19 protein-coding genes and 2 pseudogenes are annotated in these 22,385 nt (G+C 68.2%); 11 read left to right on the forward strand and 10 right to left on the reverse strand.

What is annotated here, in order from left to right:
- The first annotated feature begins 271 nt into the window (after positions 1-271).
- The gene (locus tag OG199_RS35900; protein ID WP_207315669.1) at positions 272-1,225 is read left to right on the forward strand and encodes a DUF6615 family protein; all 954 of its coding nucleotides are present in this window, start codon (positions 272-274) and stop codon (positions 1,223-1,225) included.
- A gap of 409 nt (positions 1,226-1,634) precedes the next feature.
- Here the strand turns inward: OG199_RS35900 and OG199_RS35905 are convergent, their stop codons facing one another.
- The 3 genes and pseudogenes from OG199_RS35905 to OG199_RS35915 all read right to left on the reverse strand — a co-directional run.
- Positions 1,635-2,858 carry a hypothetical protein gene (locus OG199_RS35905; RefSeq protein ID WP_207315670.1) on the reverse strand — a complete coding sequence of 408 codons (1,224 nt, stop codon included), beginning with the start codon at positions 2,856-2,858 and terminating at the stop codon, positions 1,635-1,637.
- Between the two features lie 415 nt (positions 2,859-3,273).
- Positions 3,274-4,259 (reverse strand): annotated as a pseudogene (locus tag OG199_RS35910) (IS5 family transposase).
- A gap of 215 nt (positions 4,260-4,474) precedes the next feature.
- Positions 4,475-4,584, reverse strand: a pseudogene (locus OG199_RS35915) (XRE family transcriptional regulator); the annotation flags it as partial.
- 412 nt (positions 4,585-4,996) lie between these two features.
- Between OG199_RS35915 and OG199_RS35920 the strand changes: the two are divergent.
- Entirely contained in the window at positions 4,997-6,820 is a 1,824-nt protein-coding gene (locus OG199_RS35920) for a hypothetical protein (RefSeq protein WP_277312418.1), read from the forward strand.
- Between the two features lie 369 nt (positions 6,821-7,189).
- On the opposite strand, the gene OG199_RS35925 is transcribed toward OG199_RS35920, so the two are convergent.
- Positions 7,190-8,014, reverse strand: a complete 825-nt coding sequence (locus OG199_RS35925) for a hypothetical protein (RefSeq protein WP_277312419.1) — start codon at positions 8,012-8,014, stop codon at positions 7,190-7,192.
- A gap of 339 nt (positions 8,015-8,353) precedes the next feature.
- Complete coding sequence (locus OG199_RS35930; RefSeq protein WP_207315671.1) at positions 8,354-9,250, reverse strand: LysR family transcriptional regulator; 897 nt, start codon at positions 9,248-9,250, stop codon at positions 8,354-8,356.
- Positions 9,251-9,443: 193 nt separating this feature from the next.
- On the opposite strand from OG199_RS35930, the gene OG199_RS35935 reads away from it, so the two are divergent.
- The gene (locus OG199_RS35935; protein ID WP_207315672.1) at positions 9,444-10,322 is read left to right on the forward strand and encodes a carbon-nitrogen hydrolase family protein; all 879 of its coding nucleotides are present in this window, start codon (positions 9,444-9,446) and stop codon (positions 10,320-10,322) included.
- Positions 10,316-11,689, forward strand: a complete 1,374-nt coding sequence (locus tag OG199_RS35940; RefSeq protein ID WP_242643853.1) for an APC family permease — start codon at positions 10,316-10,318, stop codon at positions 11,687-11,689. Before OG199_RS35935 ends, OG199_RS35940 begins: the two co-directional genes overlap by 7 nt.
- 730 nt (positions 11,690-12,419) lie before the next feature.
- On the opposite strand, the gene OG199_RS35945 is transcribed toward OG199_RS35940, so the two are convergent.
- The 4 genes from OG199_RS35945 to OG199_RS35960 form a co-directional block, all read right to left on the reverse strand.
- Positions 12,420-13,472 (reverse strand): TniB family NTP-binding protein, encoded by a 1,053-nt coding sequence (locus tag OG199_RS35945; RefSeq protein ID WP_277312421.1) that lies wholly within the window; start codon positions 13,470-13,472, stop codon positions 12,420-12,422.
- Positions 13,469-15,001, reverse strand: coding sequence for a Mu transposase C-terminal domain-containing protein (locus OG199_RS35950; RefSeq protein ID WP_405834775.1), 1,533 nt, complete (start codon positions 14,999-15,001; stop codon positions 13,469-13,471). Before OG199_RS35950 ends, OG199_RS35945 begins: the two co-directional genes overlap by 4 nt.
- 356 nt (positions 15,002-15,357) lie before the next feature.
- Entirely contained in the window at positions 15,358-15,828 is a 471-nt protein-coding gene (locus tag OG199_RS35955) for a TnsA-like heteromeric transposase endonuclease subunit (RefSeq protein ID WP_372446661.1), read from the reverse strand.
- A gap of 470 nt (positions 15,829-16,298) precedes the next feature.
- Positions 16,299-16,883 carry an XRE family transcriptional regulator gene (locus tag OG199_RS35960; protein ID WP_207315675.1) on the reverse strand — a complete coding sequence of 195 codons (585 nt, stop codon included), beginning with the start codon at positions 16,881-16,883 and terminating at the stop codon, positions 16,299-16,301.
- A 119-nt stretch (positions 16,884-17,002) separates the two neighbouring features.
- Here OG199_RS35960 and OG199_RS35965 point away from each other — a divergent pair, with 119 nt between their 5' ends.
- The 7 genes from OG199_RS35965 (at position 17,003) to OG199_RS35995 (ending at position 21,625) form a co-directional block, all read left to right on the forward strand.
- Entirely contained in the window at positions 17,003-17,839 is an 837-nt protein-coding gene (locus tag OG199_RS35965) for an EamA family transporter (RefSeq protein ID WP_405832979.1), read from the forward strand.
- Between the two features lie 35 nt (positions 17,840-17,874).
- Entirely contained in the window at positions 17,875-18,522 is a 648-nt protein-coding gene (locus OG199_RS35970; RefSeq protein ID WP_207315677.1) for an FMN-binding negative transcriptional regulator, read from the forward strand.
- Positions 18,523-18,563: 41 nt separating this feature from the next.
- Positions 18,564-19,271, forward strand: a complete 708-nt coding sequence (locus OG199_RS35975; protein ID WP_207315678.1) for a B3/4 domain-containing protein — start codon at positions 18,564-18,566, stop codon at positions 19,269-19,271.
- Positions 19,272-19,484: 213 nt separating this feature from the next.
- A complete protein-coding gene (locus tag OG199_RS35980; RefSeq protein ID WP_277312424.1) occupies positions 19,485-19,838 on the forward strand; it encodes a DUF317 domain-containing protein in 354 nt (117 codons plus the stop codon).
- 103 nt (positions 19,839-19,941) lie between these two features.
- Positions 19,942-20,232 carry a hypothetical protein gene (locus OG199_RS35985; protein ID WP_107454353.1) on the forward strand — a complete coding sequence of 97 codons (291 nt, stop codon included), beginning with the start codon at positions 19,942-19,944 and terminating at the stop codon, positions 20,230-20,232.
- Between the two features lie 15 nt (positions 20,233-20,247).
- Positions 20,248-21,069, forward strand: a complete 822-nt coding sequence (locus tag OG199_RS35990; RefSeq protein ID WP_277312425.1) for a DUF317 domain-containing protein — start codon at positions 20,248-20,250, stop codon at positions 21,067-21,069.
- A 196-nt stretch (positions 21,070-21,265) separates the two neighbouring features.
- Positions 21,266-21,625: a hypothetical protein gene (locus OG199_RS35995; RefSeq protein WP_359120551.1), complete on the forward strand. Its 360-nt coding sequence runs from the start codon at positions 21,266-21,268 to the stop codon at positions 21,623-21,625.
- 57 nt (positions 21,626-21,682) lie between these two features.
- Here OG199_RS35995 and OG199_RS36000 read toward each other — a convergent pair whose 3' ends face one another.
- Complete coding sequence (locus OG199_RS36000) at positions 21,683-22,375, reverse strand: hypothetical protein (RefSeq protein ID WP_405832982.1); 693 nt, start codon at positions 22,373-22,375, stop codon at positions 21,683-21,685.
- Positions 22,376-22,385 lie beyond the last annotated feature (10 nt).

A 22,385-nucleotide genomic window follows, 5' to 3' on the forward strand; every position in this document is an offset into this window, starting at 1 on the left:
GGCACGTGGCCTTCATGGCTACCTGGTCTGCCTTCGCAGTGTGGTTCCTTGGGCATATCGGGACGTAGCGCCGAGTGCCCCGGAGTTGGAGGTCTCCCGTTCGTCAACTCGTCGATGTGGAACAGGTCATGACCGTACGGTAGGTGGCACAAAGTCAGTGCAGCGCCGAGCGAACGCCCAGGGATCAAAGGCGGAGCCGCAACAGGGAGATCCATTGACGTCGCCGCCACTTCCCCCCATTCCTCCACCACCGGGATCCCGCATTGGTTCCGTGAAGCACATCCACCACGTGATCGAGAACTTGATGGCTGGGCGGCCGGAGGCATGCCACTTGGCGAAGGCTCTGGCCAAACAGGCTCGTGCCACGCACCGCCGCATGGCGAGAGCACGTGCCGTTGGGTTCGAGGCGTACGAGACGACCCTCACCGACCTGCTTCTGACGGAGCTTGCGCATGTGGACCCGCGTTTCTGGCGGGTCGTTAGATTCAAGCCGCACGAGGAACGAGCGAACGGCGCCGACTGGGAGTGGTGGATCCAGCGGAGCGACTCATCGTGGGTGCGTCTCTGGATTCAGGCCAAGCGCCTCTACCACCCTGGTGAACGCTACGAGGAGCTCAAACACAAAGTCCGGAGAGGATCAGACGGCAGGATCTGGCAGAGTCGGTTGCTGGTCGAGGCCGCGCGACGGGAAGGCCGGAACGGTGAGGTCCCGCCGGTCCCGTTGTACGCCTTCTACAACTGCCTGCAGGGTAAAAGGGCTGAGCCATGGCCGTGTACGAGACTTGAGCCCTGTCAACAGCAGCCCCTGCTCGGCATCACGATCGCCCCCGCCCAGCAGATCGACGAGTTGGTCGTGAAGGGTAAGAACGGCTACTGCGACGTACTGGCCGAAAGTAAGCCGCTGTCGTGCCTGGTGCACTGCCCGACAGCGCGGTCGGGGCATCATCAGGAGTCATACGCCTCGACGCTGCTGATGGGCATGGAAGGGCTGCACAGCAACGACGTCCTCTCTTCGACTCCGTCCCTGCCTGGCCGCATCGAAGAAGCGCTTGAGGCGGACGACGAGGTGGTCGCCGAGGAGTCGGACCCTCGGATCGCTCTCATCACGGGTCACGCGGCGCTCCCCGGTGCCCGCATGGATGAAGTGCCACCAGGGTTGGCCGACCTGCGGGAGCGGTTCGACCTGCGGGCACTGGAGCGGCAGGGGTGGCGGGAAACGACGTGACAGCGCCCCGGGCAGAGTGCGAGTCAGATCCCGGGGCGCTTTTCCGCATTGGAAAGAGGCGGAGAGCCTATGACCCGCGCTCAACTTGAGCAAGCACGAGGCATGTCCCACCGGGTATGGGTTCCGTGTTGCCATAGGCCCGTATTGCGTAGCAGCACTGTCACCACCGTTCGGGTCGCCGTGTCGATGACGCAGGCGCAATCTCGACGCTGGTGGACGCGCCGGGCACCTGGGTATTTCGGGTCGCCTCCGTAGGTCTGCTCGGGAGATATGACGCACCGCAGCACTTCACTCTCATCGAAACCGAGCTCCTTCGCCCGGGACAGGGCGTGCCGGCTCAGCGTGACGCCTGCATGCGTGCGAAGTCGGGTCAGCGCGCGCTCTCGACGAGCATCGCGTCGGGCGTTGCTCATGAGGCGGCATCACCGGACACTAGATCCATGACAGCGCTTCTGCCCCAGTCGCCGCTGCGCTTCCGCGTGGGAATCGCTTCTAGCCTGAGGTGACGAGCGATCTCCTCATACGAGTACCCCGCCTGGCTCCGCAGGCGCTTCGCGACGGCCCTCGCGTGATCGATGGACCGGGTGGTCTCGATCACGGTGTGGCTGTCGTGCATCCGAAGGGCGGCGAACGTCTTGATCACCTCCCGCAGAACTCGCTCTTGTCTGGAACCTTCAACGGTCGACTTCACCGACTTGCCCGCCTCCAGAACCTGGACGCCGAAGTGCTCGACCCACCTGTACGCGACCAGCCGGTCCAATTCACTGGGGAAGAGGGAAGAGTCGGCTACGTAGAGGGTGCGGACAGGCGCGGGTGTGGTCACGAAGTGGAGAAGGTCTGTGAGCCCGAAGTCCGGAGTGCTCGGGGTAAAGGAGAAGGCGAAGAGGTGGTCGTGCGCCTTCGCGATGTTCTGGACGTCCCTCGATCGTGTGAGGTGATCTCGTTCGTCGTCTGGTCCGTAGACGGCCATCACCTCGATCTCCTGGAGAACTTGATGTGACCTCCCGCTGGTACGGATCCGCTCGCCATCGACCGTCCGGGGGGCATCGTCGTCCCAGCACGCGTCCTGGAGGAGCCGGTGAACGATCTGCTTGTTGAAGTCCTGCTCACCCTGCACGCCATCCCACATGTAGCCCGCTTGGTTGAGGAGGTCCGCAGTCTGCGCCAGCGTCAGTTGAAACCCGAAGTGCAACTTGTGTGCGAGCCGCACCACTTCGTTCTTGCTCAGGCCGCGGCCGATGTCCAACTGGCCCTGCTTGCCTCGTTGGCGAGGAAGAAGAGCCCGAAGCGCAGCGCAGGTAGCCTGAACCTGGTTGCGAACACCTCGCTCGGTGTTGCGCAGCGTGTGATCAGGTTCGATGACATCACCGGCCACGGTCAGTGTCGCGCGGTGATCCCGGATCTCGTCGCGGACCATCTCCCGGGTGATCGGATCGCCCAGGTCATCCCACCTGGACACGCGGATGCTATCCACGAGATCGGCACGCAGGCAGAACAGAACCTCCTGGAGCGCTGGACGATCGCCCGCCGCTACCCTGCTGCGTGACTCCGCTTCGGTACGCCATAGCGTCCCGTCCTTCGGCGCCTTGTCTCCATGACGCACCACGCGATACCCGATTTCGGACGCCGACATGCTTCCCTCCAAGGCTCTGGCCAGCAACGGAGCGCCACTCTGTCAGCTCCCTGGGTCCCTGCAAGCGAGCAATTAGTCCGGCGATTTCGAGGATGCGGACGTTCAGAACGTCGAGGTCCCGGTCGCTGATCTGGGAGCTCGAAGGCAGTGAGATACGGCCGCTGCAGGTTCATCGCGGTGGTGTGGACGCCGCTGAGGACCTGCCGGATGTTCTTCCGTTCTGCGCCGGGGCGAGGAGTGATAAGCATGTGCCGATCCTGTCAGCGCGGCCCCCAGGTGCGCCTTGGGTTTCCATAAGGGGTGACGTAGGGGTTCGACCGGCACCCGGCCCCTGCGGCTCGAAAAGCCTCCTGCCCTAGGTCGACCAAGGAAGTTTCTTGCCAACCAAGTTAGGGACTGTGCCGAGTTGAGATCTTCATGTGAGGCTGCGGAGCCAGATGACCGCGCCGCGTAGGTGGAGTCCTGCGAGGTAGCTGACCGGGGTCTAGTCGTAGCGGGTGGCGAGCCCGCGCCACTCCTTGATCTTGTTGATGCAGCGTTCCACCGTGTTGCGGTCGCGGTAGAGCACGGCGTCATGGGCAGGGGGTCGCCCGCCACGACGTCCCTTCTTCTCGCGGTTGGCCGCCTGGTCGTTCTTCTCCGGGATCACCGCCCGGATCCTGCGTCTGCGCAGGTAGGCGCGGTTCGCTCGGGATGAGTACGCCTTGTCCGCGGCCACGGCGGCGGGGCGGGTGCGAGGCCGGCCGACCGCGCCCCGGACCTTGATGCGTTCCAAGACAGCTGTGAAGCGGGGGCTGTCGGCGGCCTGGCCGGGGGTGAGGACGAAGGACAGCGGGCGGCAGCGGCGGTCCGCCGACAGGTGCACCTTGCTGGTCAACCCGCCGCGTGAGCGCCCCAGTTCGGCGGCCCGGAGCCGGGCCTTGCGGCGTCGGCGCAGGCGCCGCCGCTCCTCACGGACGGCGTCCGCCTGCCCGTCCGGCTCGGCTACCGGGGCGTTCTGTCCCTTTGGCGGAGCCCCTTTTCCTCGGCGACGGCCTTCTCCAGGGCTTCGAGCAGCTCCGCATCGACGGCCATCCCGGCGGCGTGATGGTGGGCCCGGGCCACGGTGGAGTCCACGCTCACCAGGTCGAGGTCCGCCTGACCGCGTGCGGCGGCCTCGGCGATCACCGCTTCCATCAGCGTCTGGAAGACCCCGGACCTGGCCCAGAGGTGGAACCGCCCGTAGACGGTGGACCACGGCCCGTACCGCTCGGGCATGTCCCGCCACGGACCGCCCGTACGGAACCGCCACATCACGCCGTTGACGAGTCTGCGCAGGTCAGGGATCGGACCGCGTTCGCCCAGCGGCAGCAGCGGTTCGAACACACTCCACTCGTCGTCCGTGAGATCACCCCGGGTCATCCCGCCTGTCTACCGTCCCGGCCGGACCGGGACAGCGAAACAGCCAAACCCGTGATCTCAACTCGGCACAGTCCCTAGTCCGCCCAGGTCACAGACCGACAGCAGACTAACTTCGCTGTCAACGGACACAGTTTGTCCTTTGACAGCGAAGTTAGTCGTTTGACATCGAACCCAGTCGTCAGGGCGAGCGCAGCGCGCCCGTATCCGTGACCTGGTCAGGCCGGGGATGCGGGCCCGGGTGGCAGGTGTACGGTCATGATCAGTTGGCAGGGCTCGTCGCCTGCTTCGCGATAGGTATGGGGGCGTCACCGTCGAACGTGGCACTCATGGAGTCCAAGCTAAGGACGGTCACCGGAGATCCGCTTCCGTGGCAGGTCGCTCGGGTGACCTGTACGGCGCAGGTGAGGTGGGTGGCGTGTCCGCGCCGTCCGAGTCGTCGCCGATTGGGGCGGCTTAAGGCCCCTGGTACGGCGGTTCTCACCACAAGATCGCCTGCTTAGGCTTAAGCAGAGGCTTCACGTTGGTCATTTGTGTTGCCACGCTCGATGTCCCGGCCACACCGCTGAGATCCTCGCCCGGCTGCTGCCTGCCCACCAGCGGCGGTTGCGCACGCCGTGACCTCTGACCCTCGCCGATGCCTTTGAGGCATGTAGTCGAACCCCGATTGGTCTTCGACGGCAGCACCGCGCGTCCCCAGAATGCGGGCACCACCCCTTTGCATTCCCGAGGAGTTCACCGTGTCCCTCCTGTACGCCCGGCGCCGCTGTGCCGTGTTGGCCCTCCTTCTACTGTCCCTGGTCCTCGTGCCGTTCTCACCGCTGACGGCGAGACCTGCGTACGCCGCGACCGCCGTACCCGGTGATCCGCTCACTGGCAGCGGCGCCGTGACCAGGTCCGTGCTGACTGCCGCCGACCTGACCAGCGGCGCGGCCACCGGCACCGTCACAAACGACGCCTTCGCGCTGCCCGCGGCCGGCGCCGCTCCGACGCACACCTTCGAGGGCACCCTGACGCTCAACGGCGTGGCTACCGCTGGCCGTTTCCGCAACGTCAAGGATACCTACCACTACGCGGCCACCGCCGCGCTCAAGCACCTGCCGCCGGTGAGCATCGATCTCGTGCAGAACGGCAGCCACGTCATCCCTGCCGTCCGCGGCCTGCAGATCACCGGGAGCGCGTACTGGAACCTGATCGTCGGGGGCGGCCGCGCCTGGAACGAGAACGGCGACGGTGGCCGCACTCGCGTCTCGCTGCCCTTCGCGCTGGTCGAGCGCAACGCCAACTGCGTGCACAACGGCCTACTGACCTTCCTCTTCGACGGCAGCACGATCTCCCAGGTCCGCTACCAGATCACGCACGAGACTTGCGAGTACTTCCAGTTCGACATGTGGGGCCAGGTCGGCGCGGCCTACTCCCGACACACCGTGACCGGTGACGCCGACCTCAAGAACGCGTACGCCGCCGAGGTCGCCCACCGCATCCCGACCAAGCCGATCAGCGCGCTGAGCACCGACTACCCGAACGCCGGCATCGACACCAGCGCGTTCGGTAGCGGCGTCACCCCCTCGGCGCTGAGCACGTACGGCGTGTCCTACGGCGGGGTGAACTACGTCGGTGCGTGCCAGACCCGGCAGGGCGCGTACCCGTACTGCAATCAGATGGTGCTGCCGTCGTACTCGCTGGCCAAGACGATGTTCGCCGGCATCGTGCTGATGCGGCTGACGCAGGTCTACGGCTCGTCCGTGCCGTCGCAGCTGATCCGCGACTGGGTCGGCGAGGCGGACACCTCCGCCTGGAGCGGCGTCACGTTCCAGGACACCGCGAACATGGCCACCGGCAACTACTCCTCCAGCGCCTTCGAGTCCGACGAGTCCGGCAGCAGCATGACGGCGTTCTTCGACGCCGAGGCGTACGGGCCGAAGATGACCGCCGCGCTGGCCTTCCCGCAATCCGCCGCGCCCGGCACGAAGTGGGTCTACCACTCCTCCGACACATTCGTGCTGGCTCGGGCGATGCAGAACTACCTGGTGTCCAAGGCCGGCGCCGGCAGCGACGTCTACCGCTGGATCCGCGACCAGGTGTTGGTCCCGCTGCACCTGAGCCCGGACGTGCTGGCCACCGAGCGCACCGACAACAGCGCCACCGCGCAGCCGTTCGGCGGGTACGGCCTGTTCTACACGCAGGACGACATCGCCAAGGTCAGCCGGTTTCTGAACGCCGACGGCGGGAAGATCGACGGCGTGCAGAAGCTCGACCCGACTATGCTCGCCGACGCGATGCAGCAGAACCCGGCGAACCGCGGCCTCACCACGACCGCCGACGCGACCGGCAAGACCTACCAGTACCAGGACGGCCTGTGGGCGCGGCAGTTCACCTCGGCGGACGACCCGGTGTTCACCAGCCCGGTGTACGTGCCGTTCATGTCCGGCTTCGGCGGCATCACCGCGGCGATGCTGCCCAACGGCGCCACGTACTACTACTTCAGCGACAACGACGAATTCGGCTGGTCGGCGGCGGCCGCGCAGGCGTACAAGCTGCCCGCCGCAGGCGGAGCCGGTTGAGGCAGCCGACTGGCTGCTCGGCAACGGCGGCTTCGAGACCGGGACGACGTCACCATAGACGGCGGGCGACAAGGTCGCGTCCAACAATGCGCGGGAAGTGCCGCATCACGGCACCCGGTTCGCCATCATCGGGATCGGAGTCGGCGGCCGATAATGGAGCCTGGGCCTCTGCATCCCTCTGCTCGATTGCGTGATGCGCGGGTGTCCAGTGCCCTTGGCCAGTAGGACCAAGAGGCCGGGAACATCATCCGCGGTTGATGCCCCCACTGGCGACTCGTGGGAGGGGCCCGGCGCCTGCCGGGCTCCTCCCACGTTCCTCTGCCGTCAAGGGCTGTCCGCCCGCTGTGCCGAGGGGCAAGGCCCCGCAACTCACGCGCCGGTCCCGCTCCTGATCCGTGCCTTCTCGAACTCGGACACCGGGTCGCCTCCGGCGCTCCAGGGCCAGGCCGCGACCGTACCGTTGATCGCCTCGAAGACCGGGCGGGCCTGGCCGCGCCGCTCGGCGGCCATGAGCGCGTAGGCCAGCAGGTTCAGGTCGGCGACGGCTGCCGCGTGGTGGAAGAACCCGGGCCGGGCCCAGGTGTGTGCCGCACGGTCGAGGGCCTGGGCGGCGGACGCGTGGGACCAGTGGGTGCGGGCCATCAGCGCCTCGACTCCGCCGCGGGCGAGGACGGACTGGTACTGCAGAACCTGGGCGGTGAGTTCGGTGGCCGCGCAGGGAGCGTTCGCGGGCGTGAGGGCGCGGAGCGCGTCGACGAAGTCCAGTACCTGGACGCGTGATCCCATCTCCTCCGGCCCCAGATAGCGCAGCATGCTCAGGTGCGCCTCGCGGTTCCAGCGGTCGCGGGTCAGTATCTCGTGCCACAGACCGAACACTTCCGGCTGGCTGCGGCGCTCCAGCCGTGACAGACCCAGCAGGACCACCCAGGGAGTGGGGTCCTCCGGTGCCAGTTCGGCGGCGCGCAGACAGCTGTCTGCGATGCCGGCTGCGCCCTGCGGGCGTCCGTGGGAGCGTCCACGTTCGAGCTGTGCCCATGCAGAGAGGACGAGCGCGCTCGCGTTGCGCGGCTCACGAGTGGCCCAGGCACGGGGCCCGTGCGATTCGGCCAGGCTGTACGCCAGCACGGAAAGCTGGTGGGTGCGACGGTCCCAGTCGGCCCGGCTTTGGTCCAGGAGGCGGGATGTCTGGGCCATGTACAGATCCGTCGTCGCGATCGTGCCCGTACTTGTCGTCGCCCGGAGGGACTTCAGCAGCCGGCTGAGGGCAGCGTCGTCAAGCTCCGGGACGATACGTGCCTGTCTGTGACGTCTTGAGAGAAATGCCATGCGCACCTCGTTGAGGACCTGGTCGTGCCCGCCTGCGTTCCCGAGGCCGTGGCTGCCGTTCTGCGCGCGGCCCGCGAGTAGCTGCGCCAGCCTCTCGGGCTGGCAACCGGTGCGGGATATCGCCGCATCGTGAGGTGCGCCGGGGCCGCCGTCCAATGCTTGCCCGATCTGGTCAGGCTGCCTGCCGGGCATACCTCCAGCTCTCCGTCACAGGCGGTCGGCGACCTGTGGCCCGTACCGCTCGACACAAAAGCGCGACAGCCCGGCCGCGAATGTCTCGATGCTGTGCAGCGCGTAGTGGCCGGAGTCCCATGCCGCGTGCAGGTGGATCTGCAGCGGGTCGCCTTCGCTGTCGAGGATCAGCAATGGGTGCAGGTCGAAGCGGGCGTCGTCGGAGACCACCGCGATGCCGTGGCCCGAAGCCGTCATGGCCTGTGCGACGTGCGGGGTGTCGCATTCGAGCACGATGTCGTACGAGGCGTCCGCCTCCTGCACGGCGTGGTCGAGGATGCGGCGCGTGCCGTGCGCCGGGGTGAGGACGATGAGGGGCTCCGCGGCGAGTTCCCCGATGGTGACGCGGTCCCGGTCCGCCCAGGCGTGGTCGGCACGGACGTAGGCCCACAGCGGCAGGCGGGCCACCGGGAGCCCGGCGAATCGGCGCCTCGGAGGTGACGAGGAGATGGCGACGTCGGCGCCCCTCGCAAGGGCCTGGTACGCACGTGCCGGACTCTCCGCCTGCACAGTGACGAGCGGATCCTCCGGCCCCCAGGTGGCCAGGAACGGCGCGATCACGTCGGTGATGGTGGTGGGCGGCGCCGCCACGGTGATCCGCATGGCACGACCGGCGGCCAGCGCACCGACCGCGGCCTCGGCGGCGTCCGCGCGGGCGACCAGGTCGCGGGCCAGGGGCAGGAAGCGCAGGCCGGCCGCCGTCAGGACCATCTGCTTGCCGCCGCGGTCGAAGAGCGTCATCCCCAAGGTGCCTTCCAGGCCGCGCAGTTGGCGCGACAGCGAGGGCTGGGCGACGCGGACCACCTCGGCGGCCCTGGTGACCGAACCGGTCTCCACGATGGTCAGGAAGTAGCGCAGCACTCGGAGTTCCATGGCGGGGGCCCCTCGGGAGATGGAGGAGGCATGACACCTTCATGCCTCAGAGGCATGGTAGCCACCCCTTTCAAGTATTTGAGGCTATGGCTGACTCGCCGCATTCTTGTCCCACCGGAATTTCGGGTGATCGGCGCCCGAATCTCCGTCGACTTCTCCTCGAACAGTTCCTTCGATTGGCTGGTGTTCCCGCATGGCCCGCCCCCTGCCCCTGATCCTCGCCCAGGCGCCCGGCCGCCCGGCCGACGACCTCGCGGGCTTTGCCGCCGACGTGGAGCGGCGCGTGAAACTGCGCGCGCCCGGCGCCCTCGTCGTCTACCCCGAACTGCACCTCGGCGAGAGCGCCCCCGGCGTCCCGGCCGCCCCACAGGAGGCCGCCGAGCCGCTCGACGGCAAACGCGATGCGGCCTTCGCCGAGCTCGCGGGGGATCTGGGTATCTGGCTGGTGCCCGGCACCGTCTACGAGCGAGGCACCGGCGACCGCGTCCACAACACGGCACCGGTCTATTCACCCCGGGGTGAGCGCCTCGCCGCCTACCGCAAGGTCTTCCCGTGGCGCCCGTACGAGACGACCACACCCGGCAACCGGTTCGAGGTCGTCGACCTCGCCGGGGTCGGCCGCATCGGACTGTCCATCTGCTACGACACCTGGTTCCCGGAGGTCTCCCGCCATCTGGCCTGGATGGGCGCCGAGCTGATCGTCAATGTGGTCCGCACGTCGACGAGCGACCGCGCTCAGGAAGTCGTCCTCAGCCGCGCCAACGCCATCACCAATCAGGTCTTCGTCGCCGGTGTCAACGCCGCCGCCCCCTCCGGGGTCGGCCGCAGCCTCGTCATCGATCCGCAGGGCACGGTGCGCGCCGAAACCGTCGACGCCGGCGACTCCACCCTGACCGACGTGATCGACCTCGACGAGGTCGGCAACGTCCGCCGCTACGGCACCGCCGGTCTCAACCGGGTCTGGGAGCAGTTCCGTCCCGGCGACCCGGCCCTTGAACTCCCGCTGTACGGGGGTCGCATCGACCCCGCCACCTGGAACCCCGCCCACTCCACCGAGGAGCCACGATGTTGAACAGCGAGACCACAGAGAGCACGATGAGACTGAAGGGCGACCTCAGCCTGCTGTCCGTCGTCCTGTTCGGCCTGGCCTACATCTCCCCGGGCATCGTCGTCACGATGTTCGGCGTGGTCGCCGCCACCAGCGGCGGCGCGGCCCCGACCGCGTTCGCCATCGCCACCGTCGCGATGCTGCTCACGGGGCTGAGTTACGCGAAGATGGCGCGCGCCGTGCCCGGTGCGGGGTCGGTCTACACGTACGCCCGCAGGATGCTCGACGGCCGCATCGGCTTCCTGTCCGGCTGGGCGATGCTGCTCGACTACTTCTTCATCCCGATGGTCGGCTGGCTGATCACGGCGATCTACTTCCACGCCCAGTTCCCCGAAGTGCCCAAGTGGGTCTGGCTGATCGTCTCGGTGGGTGTCACCACCGCCGTCAATGTCTTCGGCATGAAGCTCGCGGACCGCGTCAACAAGGTCCTGATGTTCATCGCCCTGGGATCGCTGGTCCTCTTCGCGACCCTGTGTGTCGTCTTCCTCGGCAAGCACGGCTCCTCCGCGCCGGCCACGGACGCCCTGTGGAACTCCGGCACGTCGATCAGCGCGGTCACGGCGGCCGCCGCCATCGCCGCGTACTCCTTCCTCGGCTTCGACGCCGTCTCCACGCTGGGGGAGGAGGCCAGGGGCGGGGCGAAGACGATCGGCCGCGGCATCATCGGCTGCGTCATCGCCGCCGGAGCGATCTTCATCGTGCTGTCCTTCGTGATGCAACTGGTCCACCCCGGCGCGAAGTTCGCCGACGTCGACGCGGCCGCCTACCACCTGAAGGTGCAGGTCGGAGGGAAGACCTACGCCGAGATCATCAACTTCGTCACCATCGCCGGATCCATCGCCTCCTGTATCGCCCTGCAAGCCTCCGCCGCCCGCCTCATGTACGTCATGGGACGCGACGGTGCACTGCCCAAGGCCGTCTTCGGCAACCTGTCGAAGAAGACCGGCACGCCCGTTTTCAACCTGCTGCTGACCGCGGCCGCAGGCGTCCTCGCCATGAAACTCGACCTGACCACAGCCACCTCATTCATCAACTTCGGCGCCTTCCTCGGCTTCACCCTGGTGAACGTCTGCGTGATCGCCCACCTGGTTCGCGAGCGCAGGCAGGGTCGCTCCCTCAACTTCTTCTCGTACCTGGTGATGCCGGCCGTCGGCGTTGCCGTCTCCCTCTACCTGCTCACGAAGCTCGGTCATGTGGCGCTCCAGATCGGCGGCGTCTGGCTGGCGATCGGCGTCGTCTACCTGGCCGTCCTGACCAAGGGCTTCCGCCGGCCCGCTCCGGAGATGACCTTCGACGACGACACCACGGCCACGGACCCAGTCACCGCGTAGGCTCGCCTGCCTCGCCCTGGGCTCGGCTGGCGGCTGCTTCCGGCTCGGGGCCAGAGGGTAGGCCACGGACGGGGTTGGACGTCAGCGGGAAGGCCGATCCGTTGGTCTACCGTTCGTCTGCTTGCGCAGTCCTCGTCCGAGGTCGCGCGTAACGGATGTAGTGGCGGATCGAGCCGTAAGTTATCGAGTACTCGTGGTGGTCCATGAGTTCTGCCCAGATCTGCCTTCCATTGAGACCTCTGCCGATCATGCTCTCGACCGTGTCGGCGAGTACGCCCGTGACGGGTTCGGTCAGCGGCCCCGTCTCTGATGTGGTCAGGCGTGGTGTCTCCAGGGCGAAGCGAACGTCCCAGGAGCGGAGGTTGTAGCGCTTGGCGAGCGTGCGGATTTGGGTGCCTTTGCGGGCGTCTAGGGCGATGCGTTGGGCCAGGTCCTGGTGCCAGGCGAAGGGATTTCTCCTCGGTAAGCGTCGGCGTGATCTGTTGATGCCGCCCAGGGAGTTGGCGTCGGCGAGGGCGCGTTCGAGTGCTTCGGGCGAGCGGCCGGCGGCGGTGGCGAGGTTTTAGCGGCCTGCCGAACCACTGCGGTGGGCCGCAGAGGTAGCAGTGCAGGAAGCTGGGCTGGAGATGGTTGGCGCGAGCCAGGCGCCGGATGTAAGAGTTGGCGGATTCCCCGAGGCAGGGGCGGAGTCGGACCGGCAGCGGCGCGTACCGGGGCGGCAGTTCGCTCTTCATCGGGACGTAGCGGTCTTCGTGGCCATCGACGCCGTGGTGTGGGCGGTGTGGTCGAGCGGAATGGCCTGGAGGCTCTTCTTGGTGATCTTCTCGGTGCCGGTGAGAATGGCGTCGAGGGCGGCTCCGCGGATGGCGTGGGAGAGAGATCCGATCATGCCGCCGGTGTGGTTGTGCAGGAAGCGGTCCAGGTCGGTGAGTGTGCCGGAACGGTGTTCGTGCAGCCGCAAGGTGTCTTCCATGGTGGCGACCAGGCCCTTCCATTCACTGTTGTAGGGGAAGGGCCGGGAGGGGATCAGGGTGAAGCGGCCAGCGATCTGGGCACCGCGTGTCCCGGACAGCAGCCCGGATTCGTCGATGTCGATGCCGGCAAAGACAAAGGTGGCGGGCAGGCGTTCAGAGAAGTACTTGAGGGTGTCGGCGACTTCGGCGCCGTGGCGGCTGGTGAGCGAGATGTTATGGAGTTCGTCGACCAGCACCAGAGCGGTGCGGGTGTCGGTGCAAACACCGACGACGGCCTCGATGATGTCCGTCATGTTCGAGCGGGCCCGCACCGGCAGGCCCAGGAAGCGTGCGAACTCGGTCGCGATCATGCGGGCGGTCGCGGCGGGCGGGACGGTGACATAGACGACCGGGATCCGGTCTGTGGCATGGGGGTGCCGGGCCCGGTCCAGGAGTTCATGGGAGCGCCCCAACTGCGTGATGGCGATGGTTTTTCCGGTTCCCGCCGGGCCGGAGACGATCAGCCCGCGACGGGCGCTGATCGCGTGCCGGTTCAGCAGCACCAGACGACGGCCGCAGATCGCCGTCCGCTCGATGAATGAGGTGGCGACGGTGAGCATCCGAGCGTGATGGTCAAGGCGGGACTCCTCATAGAGATCCCGCTCGGGTGGGTTCATCTGCTGCCGAGCACTGCGCGACGCCAAGACGGGGGGAGCGGGTGGGCCGTCGATGAACTTGCCCCACCCCGTCAACGTGTTCAGCTGCCGGTCGGCCTCGACGTCGGTCTCCTGCAGCACGGTGCGGCGGGCCGCCGGTTTGGAGATGGTCACGTGCGCCTCCAAGGATCGGCCAGGGGGTCAAACAGGCCCAGTGGGATGACCTCCGCCAGCGCGGAGTCCGCCGTGTCCTCGTCCCTGGGCTCGCTCTCGGCCGGTGGATCAGGGATCTCCCGGCTCGGGGCGGTCGCTCGGGTGCGGGCTGCGACCCGGCGATCCTTCCTTGGCCGTTTGGCCGGAGGGCGCTCCTCGCCGACAGGGCCATTGTGGGCGCGCTTGAGCAGGTCCGCTGCCGCTTCCGCGATCTGGGTTTCGCTGCCGTTCGGATTCTGCTGGCGGGCGTGGTCCCAGGCCATTTCGCCGAACGGGACGCCGACACGGTGAAGGTGCCGCCAGAACACGGTGATCCACCGGTCCCTCTCACCTCGGCGGTCGCGTACCCAGATCCGCGAGATGTCGTAGGGGTCGTAGTGGACCTCCCACAAGCCCTTCCTCTCCGCGACCCCGGAGTGCTGACGGCGCAGCGGGTTCAACTCCGGGCCGTCGTAGGTGCGGTACTTGATCCGGATGCCGTAGGAGTTGATCGCGTGCCACCGCTCCGGCAGCAACTCGACGTAGTCCTCACCGCTCAACGGGGCCGGAACGTAACCGCACGACTCCAGCAGCATCGCGTACTTCTCGTTCGGCGAGAACGCCCGCTTCGGTGCGCTGGGATCGCGCAGCGCATCGTGTGGCCGGTTCTGCCAGATCGTGACGATCCACTCGTCCAGCAGGTCCTGCAGCTCGGGCAAGGACCACAGCGGTCCGTCCTCCACATGCCGGCCACGGCGCTCCACCGAGCGGCCGGTGTACCCCGCGACGAACTGCGCGAACAGCGTTGCCACCGATCCCAGCGTCTTCTCGATCACGCCCTTCTCGAAGGGCGACGCCTTGTGCGTCGGCTGCAGCGAGACGCCCAAGAAGCGGCAGGAGGCACGGAAGTTGTGCGAGATGAACACCTTGCCGTGATCGCAAACGACCGTCTCCGGCACGATCACCGGCCGCGCCGCCGCCTGCTCCAACCGCTTGTCCAGGGCCAGTAGCCGCCGGTGCGGCAGGACCGACCGGGACATCCGCAGCGCCTGCGGCCAGCCCGGCCGCATCGCCTCCGGTGTGATGCTGCGGGCCAGGAGGGCGGAGGCGTCGGCCGCCTTCGTCGTCGGACGCAGCACTGCCGCCGTGATCGACCTAGACGCGATGTCGACCAGCGCCGTCAACTCGACCTTCTCCGCGATGCCGTCATCCAGCCGTACCAAAACGTCCAACGGAGTGGAGTCGATCTGCATCAGCTCGCCCGGCGCAATAGCGGGGACTTCCCCAAACGGGCCGGCCGGACGGGCCAGCAACGAGCGCCGTGTCCTCGCCGAACCGGTCGCGTGCGTGCCGACCGCCAACTTGTCGAACAGCCGATAAAGCGTGCGCTCCGTGGGCAATGCGATGCCGTCGGCGTCGTCGCGGGACGCCAGGATCTCCTTCGTCCGCCAGATGGTGAACCGAACCGTCCTCGAGGAGGCATCGGTCGTCTCGGCGATCGCCTGCCTCATTGCCTCGACCACCAACGGGGAAATCTGGCCGAAGTCCGGCAGCTTCTTGGCCGACCGCCCGTCCGCCAGCCCGACCAGCCCGTCGCGCTGATAACGCTGGCGCCGCTGCTTGATTCCACTGGCCGTCATCCGATGGCCCGCTGCCGTCAGCTCGGCGGCCTTGGCCCGCTCCCGCTCAGCCAGGCAACGTTGCCGAGGGTCGAACTCCGGTCGCGGCACTGCCCCGTGGGGAGCATCCGGCGGCAATCCGTGGAGCACCTCCACGACGTGTGTTTCCCACCAACGGGCCTGTTCAGCAGCCCTCTTAGGGAACTCCGCGATCCGCGCCGTCGGCGGGACCCGACGCTCCTCGCTCGTCATCCGGCACTCCCGCCAGCCCGACGCACGACCGTACGCGGCCCGAGCAGTTCGATGTCCATCTGCTGGGCCGACACCTCGTACTTCCACAAGAGGTGGAACAACACGGGCAACGTCGCGAGCCGGTCGCCGGCTGCATCAGCCCCGGCCATCAGCGGCCCCGGCTGCGAGAAGACCTCCAACAGCCGAGCTGCGACCGGCTCCCGTCGGCAGCGGGGGTGCCGGTAGCGCGACAGCCACCGGACATTCGCCAGGAGCACTGGCTCCGGCGTCCCCACCCGCTCGAATCTCCACCCAACTTCCGCGCAGGCCCGGCGCGTCAGGTCGAACGCTTCGGCGTCCCGCGGAGCGATCCAGTCGTCGGCGCGGACATCGACGACCGCCGCCGAGCCATCGACCCGGCGCACGAAGAAGTCCGGGGCATGCCGACGCTCACGTTCCCCGTCGTGCCAGTGCAGCCAGAACGGCATGGGACGCCATGCCCACCACCGCAGGATCGAAGTCCATGAGCACCAGCCGGTCCCGCTCCAACCACGACTCGAAACCGACGTGCTGTCCTGTCGTCGCCGCCCAGTACCACCCGGGGAAATGGCGCCCACCCCACGACCACCGAAACGGCCGGACCGGCACCGCGTCTTCGAACCTGACCGTCGCGCAGTCCAGCAACGGACGACGCCGCTTAGTCCCGCGCTTGTCGTCCACTCGACACGACACCTCGACGTACGGGGCAGTGCTCTCCACCCCTGTCGATACCGACATTCGACACCCCCAACGTGCTCACCCCTCCGACTAGATTCACTGCCAGAAAGGCCGAAACGACTGAGTTCGCTGTCAAACACCTCGATTGGATGCCAAAGGTGTCCTTTGATATCCAATCAAGGCGATTGACAACGAACCCAGTCGTCCAGGGCGAGCGGAGTGAGTGCCATCCGCGGACGGATCAGACTGCGGATGCGGGCCCAGGCGGCAGATGGACGGTCATGATCAGATGACAGGTCTCGTCACCCTCCCCGCGATAGGTGTGGGTGACATCGCCTTCGAACGTGGCGGTCTGTCCGGCTTCGACGGGGTGCTCCGCGCCGTCGACGACCAGGACCATGCGCCCTGCAATGACGCTGACAGTCTCGACGACACCGGTCTGGTGGGGGTGGCTGGGGTACTCGTCGCCCGGCTCGAGACGCCAGCGCCACACCTCGACCGGAGCGGGGCCCGAGGTCGTCAGCATGAGCCGGGCCTCGCTGCCGCGTTCGCCCGCCCACAGCGGCATCACGCCGCTGGCCGACACCACGCGGACGCGCCCTTCGGCCGGACCTTCCATCAGGGCGGAGACCGAGACGCCCAGCGTGTCGGCCAGCCGGACCAGGGTCGCGAAGTTCGGATTTCCCTGCGCCTTCTCCAGCCCGACCAGAGCCCCCTTGCTGACCTTGGCCCGGCGGCCGAGTTCGTCCAGGGACAGGCCGGCGCGTGTGCGAGCTGAGCGGACGTTGTGCGCGAGCGTGCGCAGGGCCGCCTCTGTCTCGGTCACCTGATCACCATCCCCATCGGTCGGTCAGTGGAATGTGCCACTCGGTCGTTCGGTTGACAGAGTGCGGTCGTTCCGTTGTACGGTTTAGTCGTTCCACTGTAACCGTAAGGGATCGTCTCGTGATAGCTCTACTGCTGGCCCTGGGCAGCTCACTGACCTACGGATGCGCCGACTTCCTCGGCGGTCTGGGCGCCCGCAAGGCCCACGTGCTCCGCACTGTAATGGTCGCCGCGCCGGCCAGCCTGGCGGTCGAGCTGCTGTTGTGGCCCGTACTCGGCGCTTCGTTCAGCCCCGCCGCGCTCGGCTGGGGCGCCGCCTCCGGCGTGGCCTCGGCCGCCGCGTTCGCCCTGCTCTACCGCACCCTGGCGATCGGTCCGATGAACGTGCTCTCGCCCGTCACCGCCCTCGTCTCGGCCATGCTGCCGGTCGGCGTGGGCCTGCTCCAGGGCGAGCACCTGGGCACCGCCGGCCTGATCGGGCTTCCGCTCGCTCTGGCCGCGGTGGTGATGGTCAGCGCAGGCCACGGCGCCGGATCAGGCCGCCCGTCGCGTACCGCTCTGCTGCTGGCCCTCGGGGCCGGCGCCGCCATCGCCCTCCAGTTGATCTTCCTGCACCAGGCCCCGTCCGACAGCGGCGTGGCACCCCTGATCATCGGGAGGGCGGTCTCCTCCGCCGTCACCCTGGCTGCGGCCGGACTGTTGTACCGCAGGCTCGGGACGGAGAAGCCCGCGTACGCGATCTCGGCCGCAGCCGGCGCGCTGGACTCGGTGGCGAACCTGCTGTTCCTGCTCGCCGCCCGCAGCGGGGACCTCGCCGTCGTCGCTGTGATCACCGCCCTCTACCCGGCCGGCACCGTCCTGCTCGCCCGCAGCGTCCTCGCCGAACGCATCCACCGCGGACAGCTCGCCGGCCTGGGCGTCGCCGCCGTCGCCGTCAGCCTCCTCGCCCTCACCTGAGACCTCCGACACCGCCGCCCTGCAAGGAGACCAGCATGTTCATCCAGCCCTGGGACGCCGGCCTGGACGAAGCCGAATGGCAGACCTGGATCGCAGAAGGCCACGACTTCGGCCTCCTCGGCGTCAACGGCCTGCCCGGCCAGGCGCCCGTCGCCGTCCCCACCCACTTCACCAGCGAAACCGGCCACCTCCTGCTCCACCTCGCCCGCCCCAACCCGGTTTGGACGGCGATCGACAACGACCCGAACGTCCTGTTCACCGTCTTCGGCGACTACGCCTTCATCCCCGGTCCCTGGCGCGCAAAGCCGGACACCCCACCCGCCGACGGCGTCCCCACCAGCTACTACACGGCCGTCCAGTTCACCTGCCACGCCAGGATTGTCGACGACCCCGAGGGCAAGGCCGAGCTGCTGCGCCGCCAGATGGCCCACTTCCAGACCGACGGCGACCACGCCCCCATCTCCGCCGGCCAGCCCCCGTACGGCCGGATGCTGCCCGGCATCCGCGGCCTGCGCCTGGAGGTCACCGACGTACGGGCGAAGTTCAAGTACGACGACCACAAGCCCGTCGAGCACCGCGCCGCCGTCGCTGACCACCTCACCGAACGCGGCCAGGGCCTCGACGCTCCCACCGCACACCAGCAGCGCCGACGCCTGAACCGCATCGGTCCCTGGAAGCCCTGACCACCCGCCCCACACGCACGAAGGAACGGAGAACACTTCCCATGGCCGACTTCCGCATCGCCCCCGCCGTCGCGGACGCCTTCCCCGACACCCTCATCGCCGTGGTCACCGCCACCGGCCTGCGAGGCCATGAGCCCTGGCCCGACACCGCCGCCGCCCTGGAGACGCTGGAGCAGGAACTCTCCGAGGGGGCCTGGCAGCCCGCAGACGAGACCGACCCGCGCATCGAGGCATGGCACACCGCCTACCGCTCCTTCGGTACCAATCCGCGTCGCATCCGCCCGAGCGTCGACGCCCTGGGGCGTCGCATGGCCAAGAAGGGGACGCTGCCGCGGATCAACCCGGCCGTCGACTCCTACAACGCCGTATCCGTCCGCCACGGCCTGCCCGCCGGCGCCTTCGACCTCGACCACCTCACCGGCGATGTCAACATCCGATACGCGAACGGAACCGAGACCTTCACCCCGCTCGGCGAACCCGACACCATCGAGAACCCCAAGCCCGGCGAGATCATCTATGACGACACCACCGGCGTCCTGACCCGCCACTGGAACCACCGCGACGCCCACCGCACCCGCGTCACCGAGGACTCCGCCCGTGTCGTCTTCGTCCTCGAAACCCTCCACGCCACCCGCGACGGCCACCTGCTCAAGTTCGCCGCCGAGGAACTGCACGGCCTGCTGATGCTCCACGCCGATCAGACGCGCGTGCACTACCTCAGCTCGGAACAACCGGAAGTCACAGTGTGAGCTCGTTGCCCACGGCATCAGCCCTCCGACTAGGTCCACTGTCAGAGAAGCCGAAACGACTGGGTTCGCTGTCAAACGACTCGATTGGATGACAAAGGACACAGTTCGCCGGGGGCAGACAGGAAAGATCGCGGAAAGACTGGCCAACGGGCGCGAGGGCATGTCAACGTAGACGACCTTGCAAGAAACCCCAGGTCAGAGAGGTGATTGCCCGTGACCGTAGCCCCTGCGGGCCCCGGTTTTTCCACCACCGTCGAAGCCCTGCGACCGCGGGAGTGGCAGCTCGGCCCCGGTCAGCCGACCCTGGTCATGGACCAGTTCTCCGCCGAGGACTTCCACCTGATCGTCGATGATCGCGCGGACGTGCACGTCAGCTCCAAGGACGGCCGGTTCTACCTCGGCTGGTTTCCGCTCGGCCGCCCCGGCACGGATGGCGAGGGATGGAAGATCGCTGTCACCGGAACCGCCAAGGTCCGCGGCTACCACCTGTCGTTCGATACCGAGACGCCGGCCGACATCGTCGCCGCCACCGTAGCGAGTGTGCTGGAGACCTCACGCCGCCTCTGACAGCGCGGACACCGACACGTAGTGCCGCCCTGTGAGCGCTGGCCGTACCGAAGGCCCGCCCGTTCAACTGCCCCCGTTTCCCCCGAACCCCAGGAGGCTGTCCGTGACGTCCCCGGAGATGACCGTCGGCGATCTCATCGACCTGTTGTCCGGCTGCGACCGGAGTGCTCCGGTCCGCCAGGCCATGAACCCCTTCGCCCCGATGGCGCACCGCTTGGCGCAGGTCCTGCAGTCGGTCGACGAGACCGGCCAGACCGTGGTCTACCTCGCCGAAGGCCCGGACCCGGACGCACAGCTCGGCCACCTTCCGCCGGAGGTCGCCATCGAGCTGACGTGGCAGGGCCCCGTCCAGGCGCCCCCGCGCCGCCCCCGTCGCCGCGCCGGCGGCAACTAGACCCGCACCGAGCCCTTGGAGGCGCCCCTGTACCCCGACTTCCCGCCCGACTCGTCCACCCCGCTCGGCGGCCAACCCGCGTTCTGGGTCGGCCCCCGGCACCTGGCCGGTGACGATGGACGCCTCTACGACGTCGTCGCCGACGCGCTCGCCGGCCTGGGCTGGACGAGCCTGACGATCGTCCGCGGACGACACGAGCCGGACGAGGCGCCGGAGGACCGCCAGGTCCTGCGCAGCACCGTCCTGCACATCAGCCCCGACGCCTTGCGCTGGGCCCAGTGGAGCCTGGCGGACGAGCCGTTCCACCTGGGCGAGCTGCCGATCGCCTGGCAGATCTCCGCCCGAGCCGAGGCGAGCAGCCCGCTCGCCCAGTGGTCGGCCTACTTCACCCGTGACGTCCCCGGCGAGGCGGTGGTCGACTTCCTCATCGCGCTCGACGCAAGCGACCAGCCTGCCGTGCCGCTCGCCGGATCCGAGCTGGTCCTTGACGCAGTCGCCACCCACGGATGGTTCCGCGACATCGACCAACCTCAGGCGGCGGCGACGGACCCGACGTTCACCTCGCACATCAGCCTCGGCGACGTCCCGCCCCTCATCCAGGACGCTGACCCGCGGGCCCTGTCCGCCGAGGACGACGAGACGGGACCGGCCGGATGGCAGGCGTGGGCCGAGCCCGCGCTCGGCGCACCGTGTCTGTGGGCGGCATCGTTCGCCGCCAGCGTCCCGTACGATCTCGTCGCCGCCTTCGCCGCCTCCCTCAGCTCGACCGCACCGGTCCTGCGGCGGGTACTGCCCGAGGCCACCCAGGAGCGCCTCCTGCGCGCGCCGGCCATCTAACGTCCCGCGCACAACTCTCGACGATCGCAGTCCGGCACCCTCCCACTTGGGGGTGCCGGACCTTCTTGCTTCGCGGGTGAAGTGGCCGTTCGGTCTTCGATGCCAGGAAGAATTGCCGCCTGTTGATGGAACGAAGCAGGATGCGGCAATGCACCCCAGCCCCAGCGCCTTAATGGTCATCGCTCTCATCGTCGCCGTGACGATCGGGTTGACGGCCCGTTCACGCCGCAAGCGCACGGCTGCCCTCGCGGCGCAGTGGCAGGCATTTCAGCAGCACCGCAGCTCCGGGCAGGGGCAACTCCTCCAGGTGACGCGGGTCTACCAGCACGGCCGCCGTGGCTCCAAAGCAGTCGTGACCTGGTGCGACACCGGGCGGCAGCAGGACGCCTGGTTCTGGAACTGGCACGTTCCCGCAGGCGCGTACCTGCTCGTGAACGCCTCCAGCGGCTATGGGCCGCACAGTCATAACCCGAACGTGCTCTACGTCCAGCCCGGCCAGGTCCGAGCCTGGGTACCAGGCCAAGCGGCTCGCGCCGCTCAACGCGTCAGCCAGTAACGCACTGCTGCCCCCGACCTGCGGTGGTCGGAGGCAGCAGCGTGACGTGCACGCAGGTCAGCTCGTTGCCTTGGCCTTGGCGAGAGCCTTGTCGAGGTGGCGGTCGACCAGGGCCGGGGAGCCGGAGACGACCAGCAGCAGGTTGCCGTCGCGGATCGCGGTCTGCTTGACCACGGTGCTCCGTCCCCCGGCGATGAACGTCAGGAGTTGGCTCCACTGCTCGTCACCGCCGACGTGGGGTGCGGGCAGGTTCTGCGGAGTCACGTCGACCGGGGTGCCGCCCACGACGACCTGATAGGTCGGGCAGCCGGTCATGGCGTCGAAGATCCGGTCGATGGCGTCGGAGAGCTTCTTCGCGCTGTCGCTGTACAGCTCCTCGGAGATCTCCGAGGAGCTGCCGCCGTAGGTGAAGTCCGCCTTCGCCTTGTGCGGGAAGGCGAGCGGGCCGCCAGTCGCCGCGTCGCCGCCCAGCTCGCTCAGGGCCGGGCAGCCGATGACGGTGACGTCGTCGTGCTGGGCCGGACGCTCCGGCTTGGGAAGGTAGCCGCTGCCGAGGTCGCGCGGGTCGAGCAGGCGGGACTCGAGTGCGGCCGAGGAGAGCGCGGCCGGCTTCTGGACGGCGTCGGCCGGCTTTCCCGTACGGGAGGAGGGGGTCTGATGCTTGGCCCCGGTGGTGTCGGTGGCGCAGGCGGGCAGAGCGAGGAGGGCGGCGGTGATGCCGAGTGCGGTGGTGGCGACGCGAACGCGCATGACGGAACTG

The organism is Streptomyces sp. NBC_01176 (assembly GCF_045039825.1).
Lineage (GTDB): Bacteria > Actinomycetota > Actinomycetes > Streptomycetales > Streptomycetaceae > Streptomyces.

Bases quoted from the DNA above. Each gene is read 5' to 3' on its own strand.
- OG199_RS35955 (WP_372446661.1), bottom strand. From the start codon at position 15,828: ATGCCGTTCTGGCTGCACTGGCACGACGGGGAACGTGAGCGTCGGCAT.
- OG199_RS35970 (WP_207315677.1), top strand. From the start codon at position 17,875: ATGTTCATCCAGCCCTGGGACGCCGGCCTGGACGAAGCCGAATGGCAG.
- OG199_RS35940 (WP_242643853.1), top strand. From the start codon at position 10,316: ATGTTGAACAGCGAGACCACAGAGAGCACGATGAGACTGAAGGGCGAC.
- OG199_RS35930 (WP_207315671.1), bottom strand. From the start codon at position 9,250: ATGGAACTCCGAGTGCTGCGCTACTTCCTGACCATCGTGGAGACCGGT.
- OG199_RS36000 (WP_405832982.1), bottom strand. From the start codon at position 22,375: ATGCGCGTTCGCGTCGCCACCACCGCACTCGGCATCACCGCCGCCCTC.
- OG199_RS35905 (WP_207315670.1), bottom strand. From the start codon at position 2,858: ATGTCGGCGTCCGAAATCGGGTATCGCGTGGTGCGTCATGGAGACAAG.
- OG199_RS35975 (WP_207315678.1), top strand. From the start codon at position 18,564: ATGGCCGACTTCCGCATCGCCCCCGCCGTCGCGGACGCCTTCCCCGAC.
- OG199_RS35925 (WP_277312419.1), bottom strand. From the start codon at position 8,014: ATGGCCCAGACATCCCGCCTCCTGGACCAAAGCCGGGCCGACTGGGAC.
- OG199_RS35935 (WP_207315672.1), top strand. From the start codon at position 9,444: ATGGCCCGCCCCCTGCCCCTGATCCTCGCCCAGGCGCCCGGCCGCCCG.
- OG199_RS35950 (WP_405834775.1), bottom strand. From the start codon at position 15,001: ATGAGGCAGGCGATCGCCGAGACGACCGATGCCTCCTCGAGGACGGTT.